The sequence below is a fragment of the Streptomyces lothianensis genome, from assembly GCF_047779955.1.
Classification (GTDB): domain Bacteria; phylum Actinomycetota; class Actinomycetes; order Streptomycetales; family Streptomycetaceae; genus Streptomyces.
Map to the genome: position 1 here is coordinate 123,920 of NZ_JBLMKT010000023.1, position 13,661 is coordinate 137,580.

At 71.0% G+C, this 13,661-nt stretch carries 13 protein-coding genes and 1 tRNA gene; 5 read left to right on the top strand and 9 right to left on the bottom strand.

Annotation, left to right across the window (positions count from 1 at the left end):
• Positions 1-58 precede the first annotated feature (58 nt).
• Positions 59-754 (bottom strand): histidine phosphatase family protein, encoded by a 696-nt coding sequence (locus ACLF6P_RS06530; RefSeq protein ID WP_415948787.1) that lies wholly within the window; start codon positions 752-754, stop codon positions 59-61.
• A gap of 138 nt (positions 755-892) precedes the next feature.
• Here ACLF6P_RS06530 and corA point away from each other — a divergent pair, with 138 nt between their 5' ends.
• Complete coding sequence (gene corA, locus ACLF6P_RS06535) at positions 893-1,885, top strand: magnesium/cobalt transporter CorA (protein WP_415948788.1); 993 nt, start codon at positions 893-895, stop codon at positions 1,883-1,885.
• A 19-nt stretch (positions 1,886-1,904) separates the two neighbouring features.
• Here the strand turns inward: corA and ACLF6P_RS06540 are convergent, their stop codons facing one another.
• A complete protein-coding gene (locus ACLF6P_RS06540) occupies positions 1,905-2,693 on the bottom strand; it encodes a ferritin-like domain-containing protein (RefSeq protein WP_415948790.1) in 789 nt (262 codons plus the stop codon).
• Between the two features lie 343 nt (positions 2,694-3,036).
• A complete protein-coding gene (locus ACLF6P_RS06545) occupies positions 3,037-4,092 on the bottom strand; it encodes an LLM class F420-dependent oxidoreductase (protein ID WP_415948792.1) in 1,056 nt (351 codons plus the stop codon).
• A gap of 128 nt (positions 4,093-4,220) precedes the next feature.
• On the opposite strand from ACLF6P_RS06545, the gene ACLF6P_RS06550 reads away from it, so the two are divergent.
• Both ACLF6P_RS06550 and ACLF6P_RS06555 read left to right on the top strand, forming a co-directional pair.
• On the top strand, positions 4,221-5,207 hold the full coding sequence (locus tag ACLF6P_RS06550; protein ID WP_415948793.1) for an aldo/keto reductase: 987 nt from the start codon (positions 4,221-4,223) through the stop codon (positions 5,205-5,207).
• Positions 5,204-7,642 (top strand): helix-hairpin-helix domain-containing protein, encoded by a 2,439-nt coding sequence (locus ACLF6P_RS06555; protein WP_415948794.1) that lies wholly within the window; start codon positions 5,204-5,206, stop codon positions 7,640-7,642. Before ACLF6P_RS06550 ends, ACLF6P_RS06555 begins: the two co-directional genes overlap by 4 nt.
• A 38-nt stretch (positions 7,643-7,680) precedes the next feature.
• Here the strand turns inward: ACLF6P_RS06555 and ACLF6P_RS06560 are convergent, their stop codons facing one another.
• Positions 7,681-8,322 carry a hypothetical protein gene (locus ACLF6P_RS06560; protein ID WP_415948795.1) on the bottom strand — a complete coding sequence of 214 codons (642 nt, stop codon included), beginning with the start codon at positions 8,320-8,322 and terminating at the stop codon, positions 7,681-7,683.
• 47 nt (positions 8,323-8,369) lie between these two features.
• Here ACLF6P_RS06560 and ACLF6P_RS06565 point away from each other — a divergent pair, with 47 nt between their 5' ends.
• Positions 8,370-8,558 (top strand): DUF5703 family protein, encoded by a 189-nt coding sequence (locus tag ACLF6P_RS06565; protein WP_415948796.1) that lies wholly within the window; start codon positions 8,370-8,372, stop codon positions 8,556-8,558.
• An 80-nt stretch (positions 8,559-8,638) separates the two neighbouring features.
• Here the strand turns inward: ACLF6P_RS06565 and ACLF6P_RS06570 are convergent, their stop codons facing one another.
• From ACLF6P_RS06570 to ACLF6P_RS06580, 3 genes are all read right to left on the bottom strand, one after another.
• Complete coding sequence (locus tag ACLF6P_RS06570; protein ID WP_415948798.1) at positions 8,639-9,403, bottom strand: chaplin; 765 nt, start codon at positions 9,401-9,403, stop codon at positions 8,639-8,641.
• 142 nt (positions 9,404-9,545) lie between these two features.
• Positions 9,546-9,779, bottom strand: a complete 234-nt coding sequence (gene chpH, locus ACLF6P_RS06575; protein WP_415948799.1) for a chaplin ChpH — start codon at positions 9,777-9,779, stop codon at positions 9,546-9,548.
• A gap of 237 nt (positions 9,780-10,016) precedes the next feature.
• Entirely contained in the window at positions 10,017-11,357 is a 1,341-nt protein-coding gene (locus ACLF6P_RS06580) for a M20/M25/M40 family metallo-hydrolase (RefSeq protein WP_415948800.1), read from the bottom strand.
• Positions 11,358-11,500: 143 nt separating this feature from the next.
• Between ACLF6P_RS06580 and ACLF6P_RS06585 the strand changes: the two genes are divergently transcribed.
• Positions 11,501-11,585: transfer RNA gene (locus tag ACLF6P_RS06585), tRNA-Leu, on the top strand.
• Between the two features lie 151 nt (positions 11,586-11,736).
• On the opposite strand, the gene ACLF6P_RS06590 is transcribed toward ACLF6P_RS06585, so the two are convergent.
• Together ACLF6P_RS06590 and ACLF6P_RS06595 are read right to left on the bottom strand one after the other, a co-directional pair.
• Positions 11,737-12,525: a DeoR/GlpR family DNA-binding transcription regulator gene (locus ACLF6P_RS06590; protein WP_415948802.1), complete on the bottom strand. Its 789-nt coding sequence runs from the start codon at positions 12,523-12,525 to the stop codon at positions 11,737-11,739.
• 312 nt (positions 12,526-12,837) lie between these two features.
• The gene (locus ACLF6P_RS06595; protein WP_415948803.1) at positions 12,838-13,632 is read right to left on the bottom strand and encodes a VOC family protein; all 795 of its coding nucleotides are present in this window, start codon (positions 13,630-13,632) and stop codon (positions 12,838-12,840) included.
• Between the last annotated feature and the right edge of the window lie 29 nt (positions 13,633-13,661).

Here is a 13,661-nt window from a genome sequence, read left to right on the forward strand (position 1 = left end):
GACGTTCCGGTGGACGGAAGCGGGTACGCGGACGGTGCCACCCTACTGCGGGCGACGATCACGGTGCGCCCGCATCGCCTCCGACCGTCGCATCGGTCCGCTCGGGTTCGGTGGGTGCGGCGGGCGGCGCGAGGGAGCCCAAGTCCCCGGTGTCCCCCAGGCGTACGAGGAAGGGGCGCAGGCGCGTGTAGCGGATCGCGGTCACCGAGCACGGCTGCACGGAGATGCGCTGGAACAGGTCCAGATGGAGGCCGATCGCGTCCGCCACAAGGGACTTGATGATGTCGCCGTGGGCGCACATCAGATACGCGGCGTGCGGTCCGAAGTCGCGTTCCACCCGGGTGTTCCACTCGCGCACCGCCTCGGCGGCGCGGTGCTGCATCTCGCGCATGGACTCGCCGCCCGGGAAGGCGGCCGCGGTCGGATGCTGCTGGACGACCTCCATCAGCGGTTCGTCCGCGAGTTCGGCGAGCTTTCGCCCGGACCAGTCGCCGTAGTCGCACTCCACGATCCGTTCGTCCTCGTGCAGGGCGAGTCCCTCGCGGGCGGCGAGCAGCGGAGTGAGGGTCTCCTTGCAGCGCTGCAGCGGGCTGGTGACCGCGAGCGCGAGCGGCACCTCGGCGAGCCGCTCGGGCAGTGCTGCGGCCTGTCGCCGCCCGTGCTCGTCGAGCGCGATCCCGGGCAGGCGTCCGGCGAGCACCCCGTCGGTGTTGGCGGTGGAGCGTCCGTGCCGCAGAAGAATCAAGGTGGGCATGCGGAAAGGGTAGGCGCACGGCCGTGCGGACCGTAGCGGGTGCGGTCATGCGGACCGTGCGGGGTGCTGCCGTGCGGACGGTACGGGGTGCTGCCGTGCGGACCGTACGGGGTGCGGTCGCGGGCGGATCAGGGAAGGATGCGCTGCGTGATCGTGGACTGCGCCCTCTACCGCGAAGGCCGCCGCATCGAGGGCCAGGGAGACTTCTCCGTGGCGTTGGACGCGGCGCGGGCGAGTGGTGACGCCTTTTTGTGGCTGGGCCTGCACGAGCCGACGCAGGACGAGTTCGCGCTGGTCAGCTCTGAGTTCGGGCTGCATCCGCTCGCCGTCGAGGATGCGCTCGAGGCGCATCAGCGGCCCAAGCTCGAGGTGTACGACGATTCGCTGTTCATGGTGCTCAAGCCCGTCGCGTACGACGTGCGGCACGACGAGGTGACCACCGAGGAGCTGATGCTGTTCGTCGGCGATTCCTTCGTGGTGACCGTGCGGCACGGCGAGAGCGCACCGCTCGGCAGCGTACGCAGGCGCCTGGAGGAGCAGCCGGAGGTCCTGCGGCACGGGCCCACCTCCGTGCTCTACGCGGTGAGCGATGCCGTCGTCGACCACTACATGGAGGTGGCCGGTGAGCTGCAGCTCGACCTGGAGTCGCTGGAGGAGGAGGTCTTCGCGCCGACCGCGGGCGACACCAGGACGCTCGCCGCGCGGATCTACGACTTCAAGCGGCAGATCCTCGAATTCCGCCGGGCGACCGTGCCGTTGACCACCCCGATGCTGCGGCTCACGGGCGCGGGTGTGCCGTTCGTGGACGAACACTCGCAACTGTTCTTCCGCGACGTGAACGACCATCTGACCCGCGCCAACGAGAGCGTGGACTCCCTCGACCGGCTGTGCTCGGACATCCTCTCGGCACATCTCGCACAGACGGGCGTGCGGCAGAACGACGACATGCGCAAGATCTCCGCCTGGGCCGCGATGGCCGCGGTGCCGACGATGATCGCGGGGATCTACGGCATGAACTTCACGCATATGCCCGAACTCGACCAGCGGTGGGGGTATCCCGGTGTGCTGCTCGTGATGGGCGGTGCGGTGTACGGCCTCTACCGCCTGTTCAAGCAGCGCGGCTGGCTGTGAGGCGCCGTGCGGTACCCCCTCAGGCGAACTCGGGGGCGGAGGTGGCGGGGCCACCCAGCGCGTCGCGCCGCTCGGGCATCTTCAGGGAGACCATCCGCCGCCATCCGCCGGCCCGTTCGAAGGCGTACATGGCGTGGATGCCCGCGGCGAGCGTCTTCGCCTTGAGCGGTGACCAGCCCAGGATGGCACCCATCCGCGCCATGACGGCGAGGCTGACGTCGCGGTAGACCCGGATCTCGGCGAGGGCGCTCTCGCGCAGCGTCGCCTGGATGGTGCGGCCGTGTCCGGCGTAGGCCAGGCGGAGCAGTTCCTCGTGGCAGTACGCGAGGTGGTTGTCCTCGTCGTCGGAGATCATCCGGATGGCCTTGCCCAGCTCGGGGTGGTCGCCGAAGTACTTGCGCAGCATGACCATCTGGTCGGCGGCGCGCTGCTCGGTGACGCGGCTGTGCGAGAGGTAGGTGATGATGTCCTGCTCGGTGAGCGGCTCGTCGGCGCGCAGCTTCTCGTGGGCGAGGCCGATGCCGTGCTGTTCGAGCAGCATCGTGTAGTCGGTGTCGGCGGGCACGTCGACCGGTTCCAGGCGGCGCTTCTTCAGCAGTGCATTGAAGATCCGCCCGTGTTTGTCCTCGTCGGCTCCGTGCCGGGTGATCTTGGGGGCGAGGGCGCGCTGGCCCTCGGGGACGAGGGCGGCGATCCGCCCGTTCTCCCAGCCGCCCTGGGCCTCGCCGCTGGCGGCGATGGAACAGAACAGCTGGAAGGACTCGTCGTTGTCGATGATCTCCTGGAAGAGACTCCTGGCCGAAAGCATCGCAGGCACCTCCATGCCGTCGCTCGCCACGCGGACTTCCGCAAAGAACGAGTCAAATGGCAGGCGCGCCATAAGGCAACACGTGTAGGGGTCACCTCAGCCGAACGAAGGACGCGGCGGACTGTACGGCTGCGAAGCGGAACCCGCTTCGCAGCCTGTCCGCCGGGCCCGCCGCACCCGTAACCGGAGAGCACCCGGGGGCGTTGTGTTCGGTGACGGCCGTGGCGGGGAAGACCCCCCGAGCCCCCACCACGGCCGCGGAAAGACTTCCCCGCGTTTGAGGCCGTTCCAGCGGTCGCTTCGGTCGGCTCGCGGTCCGGTCGGCCCTCGTACGGGTCGGTTCTCAGGCCAGTCCGGCGCGCTCCACCGCTTCCACTCCGGCCCGCAGCGCCGCGAGGCGCTCGTCGAGCGTGAATCCGGCGGGTGCGAGGGTCAGAGTGGTAACCCCGGCCGAGGCGTAGGCCTGCATGCGCTCGGCGATGCGGTCCACGGAGCCGAGCAGCGCCGTCGAGTCGATCAGCTGCTGGGGTACGGCGGCCGCGGCGCCCTGCTTGTCGCCGGCGAGGTACTTGTCCTGGATCTCGGCCGCTTCCTTCTCGTAGCCCATGCGCTGGGCGAGCTGGTTGTAGAAGTTCTGCTTACGGCTGCCCATGCCGCCCACGTAGAGCGCGGTGTACGGGCGGAAGGTGTCCGCGAGCGCGTCGATGCCGTCGTCCGCGCCGAGGGCGAGCGGCAGGGTCGGGCAGACATCGAAGCCGTCCATGGACAGGCCCGCCTTCTCGCGCCCCGCCCGGATGTGCTTCAGCGCGGTGTCCTCGAGGTGTTCGGCGGACGGGAAGATCAGCAGGGCGCCCTCGGCGATCTCGCCGGTCTGCTCCAGGTTCTTCGGGCCGATCGCCGCGATGTAGACCGGGATATGCTCGCGGGCCGGGTGCACGGTCAGCTTGATGGGCTTGCCCGGTCCGTCGGGCAGCGGCAGCGTCCAGTGCTCGCCCTCGTAGCTCAGCCGCTCCCGCGACATCGCCCTGCGGACGATCTCCACGTACTCGCGCGTGCGGGCCAGCGGCTTGTCGAACTTGACGCCGTACCAGCCCTCGGAGACCTGCGGCCCCGAGACGCCGAGGCCGAGGCGGAAGCGGCCGCCGGACAGGGAGTCGAGGGTCGCGGCGGTCATCGCCGTCATGGCGGGCTGCCGGGCCGGGATCTGGAAGATGGCGGAGCCGACGTCGATCCGTTCCGTCTGGGCCGCCACCCAGGACAGGACCGTCGCCGCGTCCGAGCCGTAGGCCTCCGCGGCCCAGCAGACCGAGTAGCCGAGTTTGTCGGCTTCACGGGCGACGGCCAGGTTGTCCGCGTCCATTCCGGCGCCCCAGTAGCCCAGGTTGATCCCGAGTCGCATCGGCCGCACCCCTTACTGATCAGTAACGTGTGTGTTGCGGGGAGCCTAGCGGGTAGGGACAGTTTGCGGCAGGGCCGGTTATCCACAGGCTCCCACGAGACGGCACATGGACAGTAACCTCAGCGCCCATGGAGCAGAGGCATCTCGGCCGGACCGGCCTGCGGGTATCCCGGATCGGGCTCGGCACCCTCACCTGGGGCCGGGACACCGACGAGCACGACGCCGCCGATTTGTTGAAGACCTTCTGGGACGCGGGCGGCACCCTCGTCGACACGGCGGACGTGTACGGGGACGGTGATGCCGAGTATGTGCTCGGGCGGCTCATCGAGTCAGGCCTGGTGCCGCGCCGTGACCTGGTCATCGCGACCAAGGCCGGCAGCGTGCCCGATCCCTACCGCCGCTTCGACGGCTCGCGCGGACATCTGCTCTCGGCCCTCGACGCCTCGCTGCAGCGGCTCGGCACGGACCATGTGGACGTGTGGCAGGTGCACGCCTTCGATCCGGCCACGCCGCTGGAGGAGACGCTGCAGGCACTGGACACAGCCGTGGCGAGCGGGCGGGCGCGCTATGCGGGGGTGTCGAACTTCAGCGGCTGGCAGCTGGCCAAGGCCGCGACCTGGCAGCTCGCGGTGCCCGGGGTGCGTACGCGCCTCGCGAGTACGCAGATGGAGTACTCGCTGCTGCAGCGCGGTGTCGAGCGCGAGGTGCTGCCGGCGGCCCTGGACCTGGGCGTCGGGCTGCTGCCGTCCTCACCGCTGGGGCGCGGGGTGCTGACCGGCAAGTACCGGCACGCCACCCCCGCCGACTCGCGGGGCGCCTCCGCATCCCTGGCGCCGTTCGTGGCCCCCTATCTCGACGAGGCCGCCTCGCGGGTCGTGGACGCGGTGGCGACGGCGGCGGACGGGCTCGCCGCGACACCGCTGCAGGTGGCGCTCGCGTGGGTGCGCGACCGACCCGGGGTGGCCGCGCCGGTCGTGGGGGCACGCACGGCGCAGCAGCTCACGGAGGCGTTGTCAGTGGAGACGCTTAGTCTTCCTGACGAGATCTGCCGGGCGCTCGACGATGTGTCGGCACCCGTGCACCGCTATCCCGATCAGGACTGGAGCACGTTGTGAGTACGCAATCCGCAGACGCGGAGGAACCGCGGGGCGGAGCAGAGGTGCGCGCGGGAGGCGGCGACGGGGCGTCGGCCGGTGAGGTCGGGACGCAGGGCGGGCCTGGGGACGGTGAGGCGGCGGCGACCAGCGAGCCGGAGACGGACGGGTCGGCAGAAGCGGACGAGGCAGGGGGTTCAGCCGAGGCGGTTGGTTCGGGCGAGGCAGACGGCTCGGATGAGGCGGACGGTTCGGGCGAGGCGGACGGTTCCGATGAGGCCGACGGTTCGGGCGAGGCGGACGGTTCGGGCGAGGCGGACGGTTCCGATGAGGCGGTCGACGGGGCGGACGGTGCGGCAGCGGCCCAGTTGTCCGAGGCCGAGGCGGAACTGGCGGCGCAACGGGAGCTTCGGGAGCGGATCGAGCAGCGCAAGGCCGAGAAGGGAGGGCCGATCGCCGCGGGCGGCAAGCTGAGCGGCACCGCGGCGGATCTGCTCGCGGCCGTACGGGCCGTGGAGAGCGGCGAGCAGCCGATGACCCGGGTCGTCAGCGAGCCTCCGGAGCCGCGCAGGCCCGCGCCGGAGCAGCCCAGGCCGGTGGCGCAGCCCGTGGCCGCCCCGAGCGCCCCTGCCGCCTCGACGGTCGAGGCCGTACGAGCGGTCCTTGCCCGCGGCGGCGCACCCCAGGACCTGGCCGCCCGCACCGCCGCACTGCTCGGCGAGGCCGCCGGTGAGCTGCTGCTCGACGATCCCTGGCAGCTGCTCCGCGTGCCCGGCGTGCGTCCCGAGCACGCCGACGGGTTCGCCCGTGCGCTGCTCAAGGACGCCTGCGGGCCGGACGACGAGCGCAGGGGACGCGCCCTGACCGGCTGGCTCCTGGAACAGGCCGCGGCCGCCGGGCACACCGCGCTGGACGCCGATGTGCTCAAGTCGGCGCTGTCCAAGCGTGGCGTCCCCGATCCCGATGCCGCGGTGGAGAGGGCCGTCGCCGAAGGCGAAGTCCTGGTGTTCGAGGAGGCCTTGGATGCCCTGCCGGCCGCCCAGGCTCCCGCCGAAGCCGCGGAAGGCGCGGAGGAGGCCGAGGAAGCCGAACGCCCGGTCCGTGTGCTGTTCGGTCTCGAACGGTATGCGCTGGCCGAGGAGAGCCTGGCCGATTCCCTCGCCGGTCTGACGAACGCCCTGGCCAAGGACTCCGGTACCAGGCCCGAGGCGTGGGACGCCGCCGCCGGCGCGGTGCGCGGCTCGGCCGCCGACCTGATCCGTGCCGTCGGCAGGCACGGGCTTGTGCTGCACACCGGCGGGGAGAGCGCCCGCGCCGAACCGGCGGCACTGCTCACCGCGGCCCGCGGTCTCGGGCTGCGCGTCTGCGCCGCCACACACACCTCGGACGGGCGTCGGCGCTTCGCCGCGGCGTCGGCCGGCGCAGTCATCTCGGCGCCGTCCGGGGCAGATACCGAGCCGTCGGCCGGGGCAGGTGCTGTGGCGGAGCACCACGCAGCCGAGGTGGTGACCGTGGCGGATCTCCTCTCGGGCGCCGCGGGCCCCGGCCGGGACGGTGAGGGCGCCCTGGCCGTGGATCTGCTCGTGGTGCTCGACGCGCCTCAGCTCGACGTCGAGAGCGCCGCGATGCTCGTGGAATCCCTGCCCGACGGCGCCCGACTGGTCCTCAGCGGGGATCCGGGCGTGCTTTGGTCCACGGGCGCCGGGCGGGTCTTCGCCGATCTGCTCGCCGCGAAGACCTGCCCGCAGATCGTCTCGCGGACGCCCGACCCCGGACCGATCGGCGAGCTCGTCTCCGGCATCGGGATCGGCGAGCTGAACCAGGTCGAGGCCCCGGACAAGGAAGTGGTGATCGTGCCCGCCCGCGATCCGGGCGAGGCCGTGCACCGCACGGTGCAGCTGCTCGCGGACTCTATTCCACGCGCCTTCGGCATCCCCGTGGAGTCCGCCCAGGTCATCACCATGGGCCAGGACGGCCCCGCCGGGACGCGTGCGCTGAACGCGGCGCTCAAGGAGCGGGTCAACCCCGGTCCTGGCCGTTTCGGCGGCTTCGACACGGGTGACCTGGTCCTCTACGAGGCGCCTGCCCGGACCGCCGTGCCCGGGCGCGTGCACGGCGCCGATGCCCAGGGGCTGCGGCTCGACTGTGAGGGCACGGCCGTGCTCGTACCCAAGGAGCGGGTGGAGACGGACGTACGGCACGGGTGGGCGCTCACCGCGCAGGAGGCGCTCGGGCGGCGCTGGCCGGCGGTCGTGGCCGTGCTGCCGGGTGATGCGGCGCGCGCCCTCACGCGGGCATGGGTGTACTCGGCGTTCAGCCGTGCCGAGCGGCATCTTTCCGTGGTGCACGGAGCGGAGGGCGCGCTGGGCCGTGCCGTCGCCGAGGTCCCGGCGAAGCCGCGTACGACACGGCTCGAGCGGCTGGTGCGGGCCCAGGTGCCGGGGGTGGATGGCTGAGGTGGGGTCCGAGGTGGCTGAGGTGGAGCCGGGAGGACTTACAGGTCCGGGGAGCCGTCGGGCTCCTCGTCGAATACCGTGCTGACGTCGAAACGGCAGATCACGCGCGTGGGGTCCGCCGTGTCGAAGGGGGCCTCCAGCCACTCCCCCGGTTCGGGCGTCTCGTCCGCCGCGGTCACCCACAGCGTGGAATCGCCCTCCTCCAGGCCGAACTCCTTGTGCCGGGAGGCGATTTCGTCAGGTTCGAACTCGCCGAACAGCACCCCGAGCGCCGTATGCGTGCTGCTGCCGGCCGAGTCGGCCGACGAGGCCTCCCCCGCCGTTTCGGCATCGAGGTCGGCGACGCGCTGTGCCTGTGCGTGCAGCCGGTGCGGCTCGGCGACTGTGTAGTCCCGCCGGATCAGCACGCTGAGGGCGTGTGGCTCGTCGGGCCCGGCATAGGGCGGCAGGCCGTCCTCGGTGCCGGGGATCTCGAAGGGTGTGACCTCGTCATGGGCGTCGTAGAGCAGTTCGTCGTAGGCCTCGGCCGCGGCGGCCAGCTCGTTGAACGCCTCGTAGACGTCCGGGTCGTCGTCCCCCGAACGCCCTTCCACCGCGGCGAGGTGACGGTCGAGCGCGGTCTTGACCGCCTCGGCGGCAGCACGTACCTCGGCAACCGTGGGCTGCTCAGCATCAGACATGGGACAGACGCTATCCGTACCGGGGCGTTGCCCGCACAATAGATGCGATGGCCGAATACGAATTTCTCGACGTCTACGTGCCACGCGGGGTCTCCCGCAAGGACACGACTCGCCTGCTGACCGACCACGCCGAGTACGGACACTGGGAGTTGCACCGTATGACCCTGCGTCGCGACGGAAGCCGCCGGGTGCGGCTGCGCCGGCGGATCATCCGCCAAGTGCGTGCGACGTGGTGAGGTTCCTGCCACCGAGGACATGCGACAACGCCAGAGGGCCCCGCCGGACGGGGCCCTCTGGCGTTTCGTGCCGAAGCCGCTCAGGCGGCGGCGCGCGCCCTGCGGTAGAGCACGGCGCCCGCGAGCAGCAGGCCCGCGCCCACCGGTGCGGCGATGCCGACCGGGAAGTCGGTACCGGTCTGCGCGAGCCGCTGGGTGCCCGGGGGCGGGGTACCGGTGTGTGGCTGCGGGACGTTGGGCTCGTCCGGCGTCTCGGGGACGACGGGCGGCTCCTCGGGCGCCGGCGGGACCTCACCGTTGACGCAGTCGTTGCCCTCGGTGGCATTGCCCAGTCCACCGACGGTGGCACTGTTCCCGCAGACGTTCAGGGAGAGGTCGACGGGCGCCTGGACCGTGTTGCCGGACAGGATCCCCGGCGAGCCTTCCGCGGTGCCGTCGGCCTCGGCGCCACCGCCGGCCGTGCCGTATCCGGCCGTGTCACCGCCGCCGCCCGTGCCGTTACCGCCGTGCGTGCCGCTGCCACTGCCGGAGCCGCTGTCGCCGTATCCGGTGCTGTCAGCACTGTCGCTGCCGCCACCGCTGTGACTGCTGCCGCCTCCATCGGAGACGTTGGCACAGCTGTTGCCCGAAGCCGGGTTGAGCAGCCCGACGACGTCGACCGTGTTCCCGCAGACGTTCACCGGGACATGGACCGGCGCCTCGACGGTGTTGCCGGACAGCACACCCGGGGACCCGGCAGTGCTGCCCTCGGCCTGTGAATCGGCGAACGCGGCGCCGCCCGTGACAGCGAGCACACCGCTCGCCGCCGCCACGGTGATCAGGCCTTTGCGCGTGACCTGTCTCATAGGTTGTTCCCTGCCTTTGAGCTACTGAAGTGCGCAACCGCTCCCTTGTGCGGGTGCGACCGGAAGCCAGGCGGCCCCGGAGCGCATGGCACGCACTCCGGGGCCGACAGGCTCAGACCCACGAGGGGTGAGGCACTACGTCTCAGACGTTGGTGCAGGTGTTGCCGAAGGCGGGGTTCAGCAGCCCGATCACCGAGATGGTGTTGCCGCACACGTTCACCGGAACGTGGACCGGGACCTGAACGACGTTGCCCGAGAGCACGCCGGGGGAATGCACGGCGGCGCCCTGGGCACCGGCGTCGGCAGCCGCGACACCCGCACCCGCGAGAACGATGCCACCCGTGGCAGCCGCAGCAGCGACGACCTTCTTGATCATTATTCCTCCTCGTTGGCAATGCAGTCCCAGCCGCGGACTGCACCACCTGTAACGAGGAGGGGCCAATCGGGCTACGAGCCCCGACGCGCTTTCACCCTTTCCGGGAGGCTCGCACGCGCGACCTAATCAAGCGGTCAACCGCCGTGAGCGAAGCTCAGGAACCGGCTCTGGACCGGGCAGAGAACCGGGCACAGAACCGGACTCAGAACCGGGCTCAGGCCCCGGTGCGCGGCGCGTTCAGGAAGCGTCGATGAACCGGTCGAGGACGCGCACACCGAACTTGAGCCCCTCGGTCGGCACCCGCTCGTCCACGCCGTGGAACATGCCCGCGAAGTCCAGCTCCGGCGGCAGCTGCAGCGGGGCGAAGCCGAAGCAGCGGATGCCGAGATCGTCGAAGGACTTCGCGTCGGTGCCGCCGGAGAGCATGTACGGCACGGCGCGCGCGATCGGGTCCTCGGCCTTCAGGGCCACCTGCATGGCGTCCACGAGCCTGCCGTCGAAGTCGGTCTCGAGCGCCTTGTCGCCGTGCACGTCCTCCCGCTTCACCCGCGGGCCGAGGATCCGGTCGAGGTCGGCGAGGAACTCCTCTTCGTACCCCGGCAGGAAGCGCCCGTCGACGTGTGCTGTCGCCTCGCCGGGGATGACGTTCACCTTGTAGCCGGCGCCGAGCATCGTCGGCGCGGCGGAATTCCTGAGCGTGGCGCCGACCATCTTGGCGATGCCGCCGAGCTTGGCGAGGGTGGCGTCCATGTCCTCGGGGTCCAGCTCGGTCCCGAGCGCGTCGGAGAGTTCGTCCAGGAACGAACGTACGGTCTTGGTGACGCGCACCGGCCACTCGTGGCGTCCGAGGCGTCCGACGGCCTCGCACAGCTCGGTGATCGCGTTGTCCTTGTTGGTCATCGAGCCGTGCCCCGCGGTGCCGTCCACGGTAAGCCGCATCCAGTGCATGCCCTTCTGGGCGGTCTCGACGAGGTAGAGCCGCAGGTTCTCATTGACGGTGAACGAGAAGCCGCCCACCTCGCCGACGGCCTCGGTCACGCCCTCGAAGAGGTCCGGGTGCTTGTCGACCAGATGCCGTGCGCCGTAGGTGCCGCCGGCCTCCTCGTCCGCGAGGAAGGCGAGCACGATGTCCCGCGGAGGCTTGCGACCGCTGCGCATCCGCTCGCGCACGACCGCGAGCGTCATCGCGTCCATGTCCTTCATGTCGACCGCGCCGCGGCCCCACACGCACCCGTCGGCGATCTCGCCGGAGAACGGGTGGTGGGTCCAGTCCTGCGCGTTGGCCGGTACGACATCGGTGTGACCGTGGATCAGGAGCGCCGGCTTGGAGGGGTCCTCGCCCTCGATCCGGGCGACCGTGGAGGCACGGCCCGGGTGGGACTCGAAGATCTGCGGTTCGAGCCCGACCTCGGCGAGCTTCTCCGCGACGTACTCGGCCGCCTTGCGCTCGCCCGGCCCGGAGTGGTCGCCGTAGTTGCTGGTGTCGATGCGGATCAGATCACGGCACAGGCCGACCACTTCGTCCTCACCGGCGATGTGCTGCTCCCTGCCCTGCCCGTTCGTAGCCGACTCGCTCACGCCGCGTTCCTCTCGCCGATGCTGCCGCTGGTCCCCGCCATCCTCCCGCGTACCCGGGGTCGTACCCAAGGGCGGGGGTGATCGAGCACCCTCGAATGTTTGCTATGGTTTTCCACGTCGCCGCGGGAAACCGCGGGTCACCGGTCCGGGTGGCGGAATGGCAGACGCGCTAGCTTGAGGTGCTAGTGCCCTTTATCGGGCGTGGGGGTTCAAGTCCCCCCTCGGACACAGAAGAAGCGGCCAGTGACTGATCCAGTCACTGGCCGCTTGCGTGTGTACGCGGGAACGGCGCTCCGCGTACACACAGCCGTATCCGCGTACACACAGCCGTATCCGCAGAGTGCGCGCTCCGCTTGCGCGGCAGGCGCCGCGCGCACGCTCAGGCCTGGATGACCTTCATGCCTCGCTCCTCCAGGATCCGCGCCTTCTCGGGCGCCCTGTCGTCCGTGACCACCGTGTCGATCGCCTGGGGCGGGCAGATGCGGGCGAAGGCCTGGATGCCGAGTTTCGTCGAGTCGGCGACCACGACCAGGCGGTCGGCCTGTTCGGCGAGGAGCGCGTTGATGCTGGCCTCGTGTTCGCTGCGGGCGCTGGCGCCGCGGTCGGGGTCGAGTGCGTCCACGCCGATGAAGGCGATGTCGAGGCGGATCTCCTTGAGGATCAGGCCCGCGAGCGGGCCCACGAGCTCGTAGGACTGGGGCATGGCCACGCCGCCGGTGGTGACGACCTTCAGATGGGTGCGTACGGCGAGTTCGTGGCCGATGTTCAGCGCGTTGGTGACCAGGGTGAGCGCGGGGCCCTCGGAGGGCTCGCGCTCCAGGAGGTCGGGGCGGGCCGCGAGGGCGCGGGCCACTTCGGTGGTCGTGGTACCGCCGTTGATGCCGACGACCATGCCGCGGGTGGCGAGCGCGGCGGCGGCACGGCCGATGCGTTCCTTCTCCACCGAGTCGCGGGCGTAGCGGTAGCGCAGCGGAAGGTCGTACGTGACGTCGTTGGGCATGGCGCCGCCGCGGGTGCGGATGAGGAGACCCTGCTCGGCGAGCTGGTCGAGGTCGCGGCGGATGGTGGCCGCGGAGACGTCAAGGTCCTTTGCGGCCGTCTCCACATCGAGCTGGCGCTGTTCGGCGAGCAGGCGCAGCAGTTCGCCGTGGCGCTCGTAGCGGTTCACCCGTGATCCCCCTTGCCAGGTCGGTCGGCGGCGCCGAGTTCGGCGGGCGCTCCCGCCTGCCCTTCGGGCCGGGGCGCATTCCGCTGGGGCAAGCATGATGCATCGGGGCGGGAAGATCACGGCCGGGTGCGCGGGAATCGGGGGCGGGTCGTACTCCGCATGTGGGAACGGGCCGCCGCCCGGGTGAGCGCGGCCCGCTCCAAGTCCGGTGGCCCGGAGCCCGGAAGGGCGGTGATCCGGAGCCCGCAGGCCGGTGGTCCGGAGCCCGGGAGGCCGGGGGTACCGGAGCCCGGGGGTCCGGCGGTCCAGCGCTCAGATCATCTCCGGCACCTCGCCCTCCGTCGTCGTCACGTCGATCACCGAGAACACCGCACCCTGCGGGTCCGTCACCGTCGCGAAACGACCGAAAGGCATGCTCATCGGGCCGAAGTGGACCTGTCCGCCCAGGCGCTTGACCGCGTCCACGGCCACATCGCAGTCCTCGACCACGAAGTACACGTTGATGTGCGGGGGGACGTCCGGCGGGAAGTCCTTCGTCATCTGCATCCGGCCGAGGAGCGGGTCCGCGCCGAGGTCCCACACCGCGAAGTCGATGGTGTCGTCTTTCATCTTCCGCGCGTTGTAGCCGAAGACCGCGGGGAAGAACGCGTCCGCCGCGGCGGCGTCGCGGGTGGTGACCTCTGCCCAGCAGAAGCCGCCGGGTTCGTTGACCTTCTCGAAGCCCTGGTGCTGGTCGGCCTGCCAGACGCAGAAGCCTACGCCGCCGGGGTCGCGGGCGACGAGCATCGAACCGAACGGGCCGACCTGCATGGGATCCACTACGACCGTGCCGCCGTTGGCCTTGATCTTCTCGGCGGTGGCCGCCAGATCCGGCGAGGCCAGATACAGGCTCCAGGCCGGCGGCCCGGCCTCCTCCATGCCCGGCATCTGCGGTACGACGGCGGCCACCGGCCTGCCGTCGACGAGCGCCTGCGTGTAGCCGCCGAATTCCTCGGCGCCCTCGTCGAAGGTCCAGCCGAGGATCTCGCCGTAGAAGGACTTGGCTGCTTCGAGGTCGGGGAACGTCGCATCGGCCCAGCACGGTGCGCCCAGCGGATATGCGGGCATGGTTCTGCCTCCTGCTCGGGGTCGGCTCG

Coding starts and splice junctions, on each gene's coding strand:
- ACLF6P_RS06530 (WP_415948787.1), bottom strand. CDS start 754: ATGCCCACCTTGATTCTTCTGCGGCACGGACGCTCCACCGCCAACACC.
- corA (WP_415948788.1), top strand. CDS start 893: ATGCGCTGCGTGATCGTGGACTGCGCCCTCTACCGCGAAGGCCGCCGC.
- ACLF6P_RS06540 (WP_415948790.1), bottom strand. CDS start 2,693: ATGCTTTCGGCCAGGAGTCTCTTCCAGGAGATCATCGACAACGACGAG.
- ACLF6P_RS06545 (WP_415948792.1), bottom strand. CDS start 4,092: ATGCGACTCGGGATCAACCTGGGCTACTGGGGCGCCGGAATGGACGCG.
- ACLF6P_RS06550 (WP_415948793.1), top strand. CDS start 4,221: ATGGAGCAGAGGCATCTCGGCCGGACCGGCCTGCGGGTATCCCGGATC.
- ACLF6P_RS06560 (WP_415948795.1), bottom strand. CDS start 8,322: ATGTCTGATGCTGAGCAGCCCACGGTTGCCGAGGTACGTGCTGCCGCC.
- ACLF6P_RS06565 (WP_415948796.1), top strand. CDS start 8,370: ATGGCCGAATACGAATTTCTCGACGTCTACGTGCCACGCGGGGTCTCC.
- ACLF6P_RS06570 (WP_415948798.1), bottom strand. CDS start 9,403: ATGAGACAGGTCACGCGCAAAGGCCTGATCACCGTGGCGGCGGCGAGC.
- chpH (WP_415948799.1), bottom strand. CDS start 9,779: ATGATCAAGAAGGTCGTCGCTGCTGCGGCTGCCACGGGTGGCATCGTT.
- ACLF6P_RS06595 (WP_415948803.1), bottom strand. CDS start 13,632: ATGCCCGCATATCCGCTGGGCGCACCGTGCTGGGCCGATGCGACGTTC.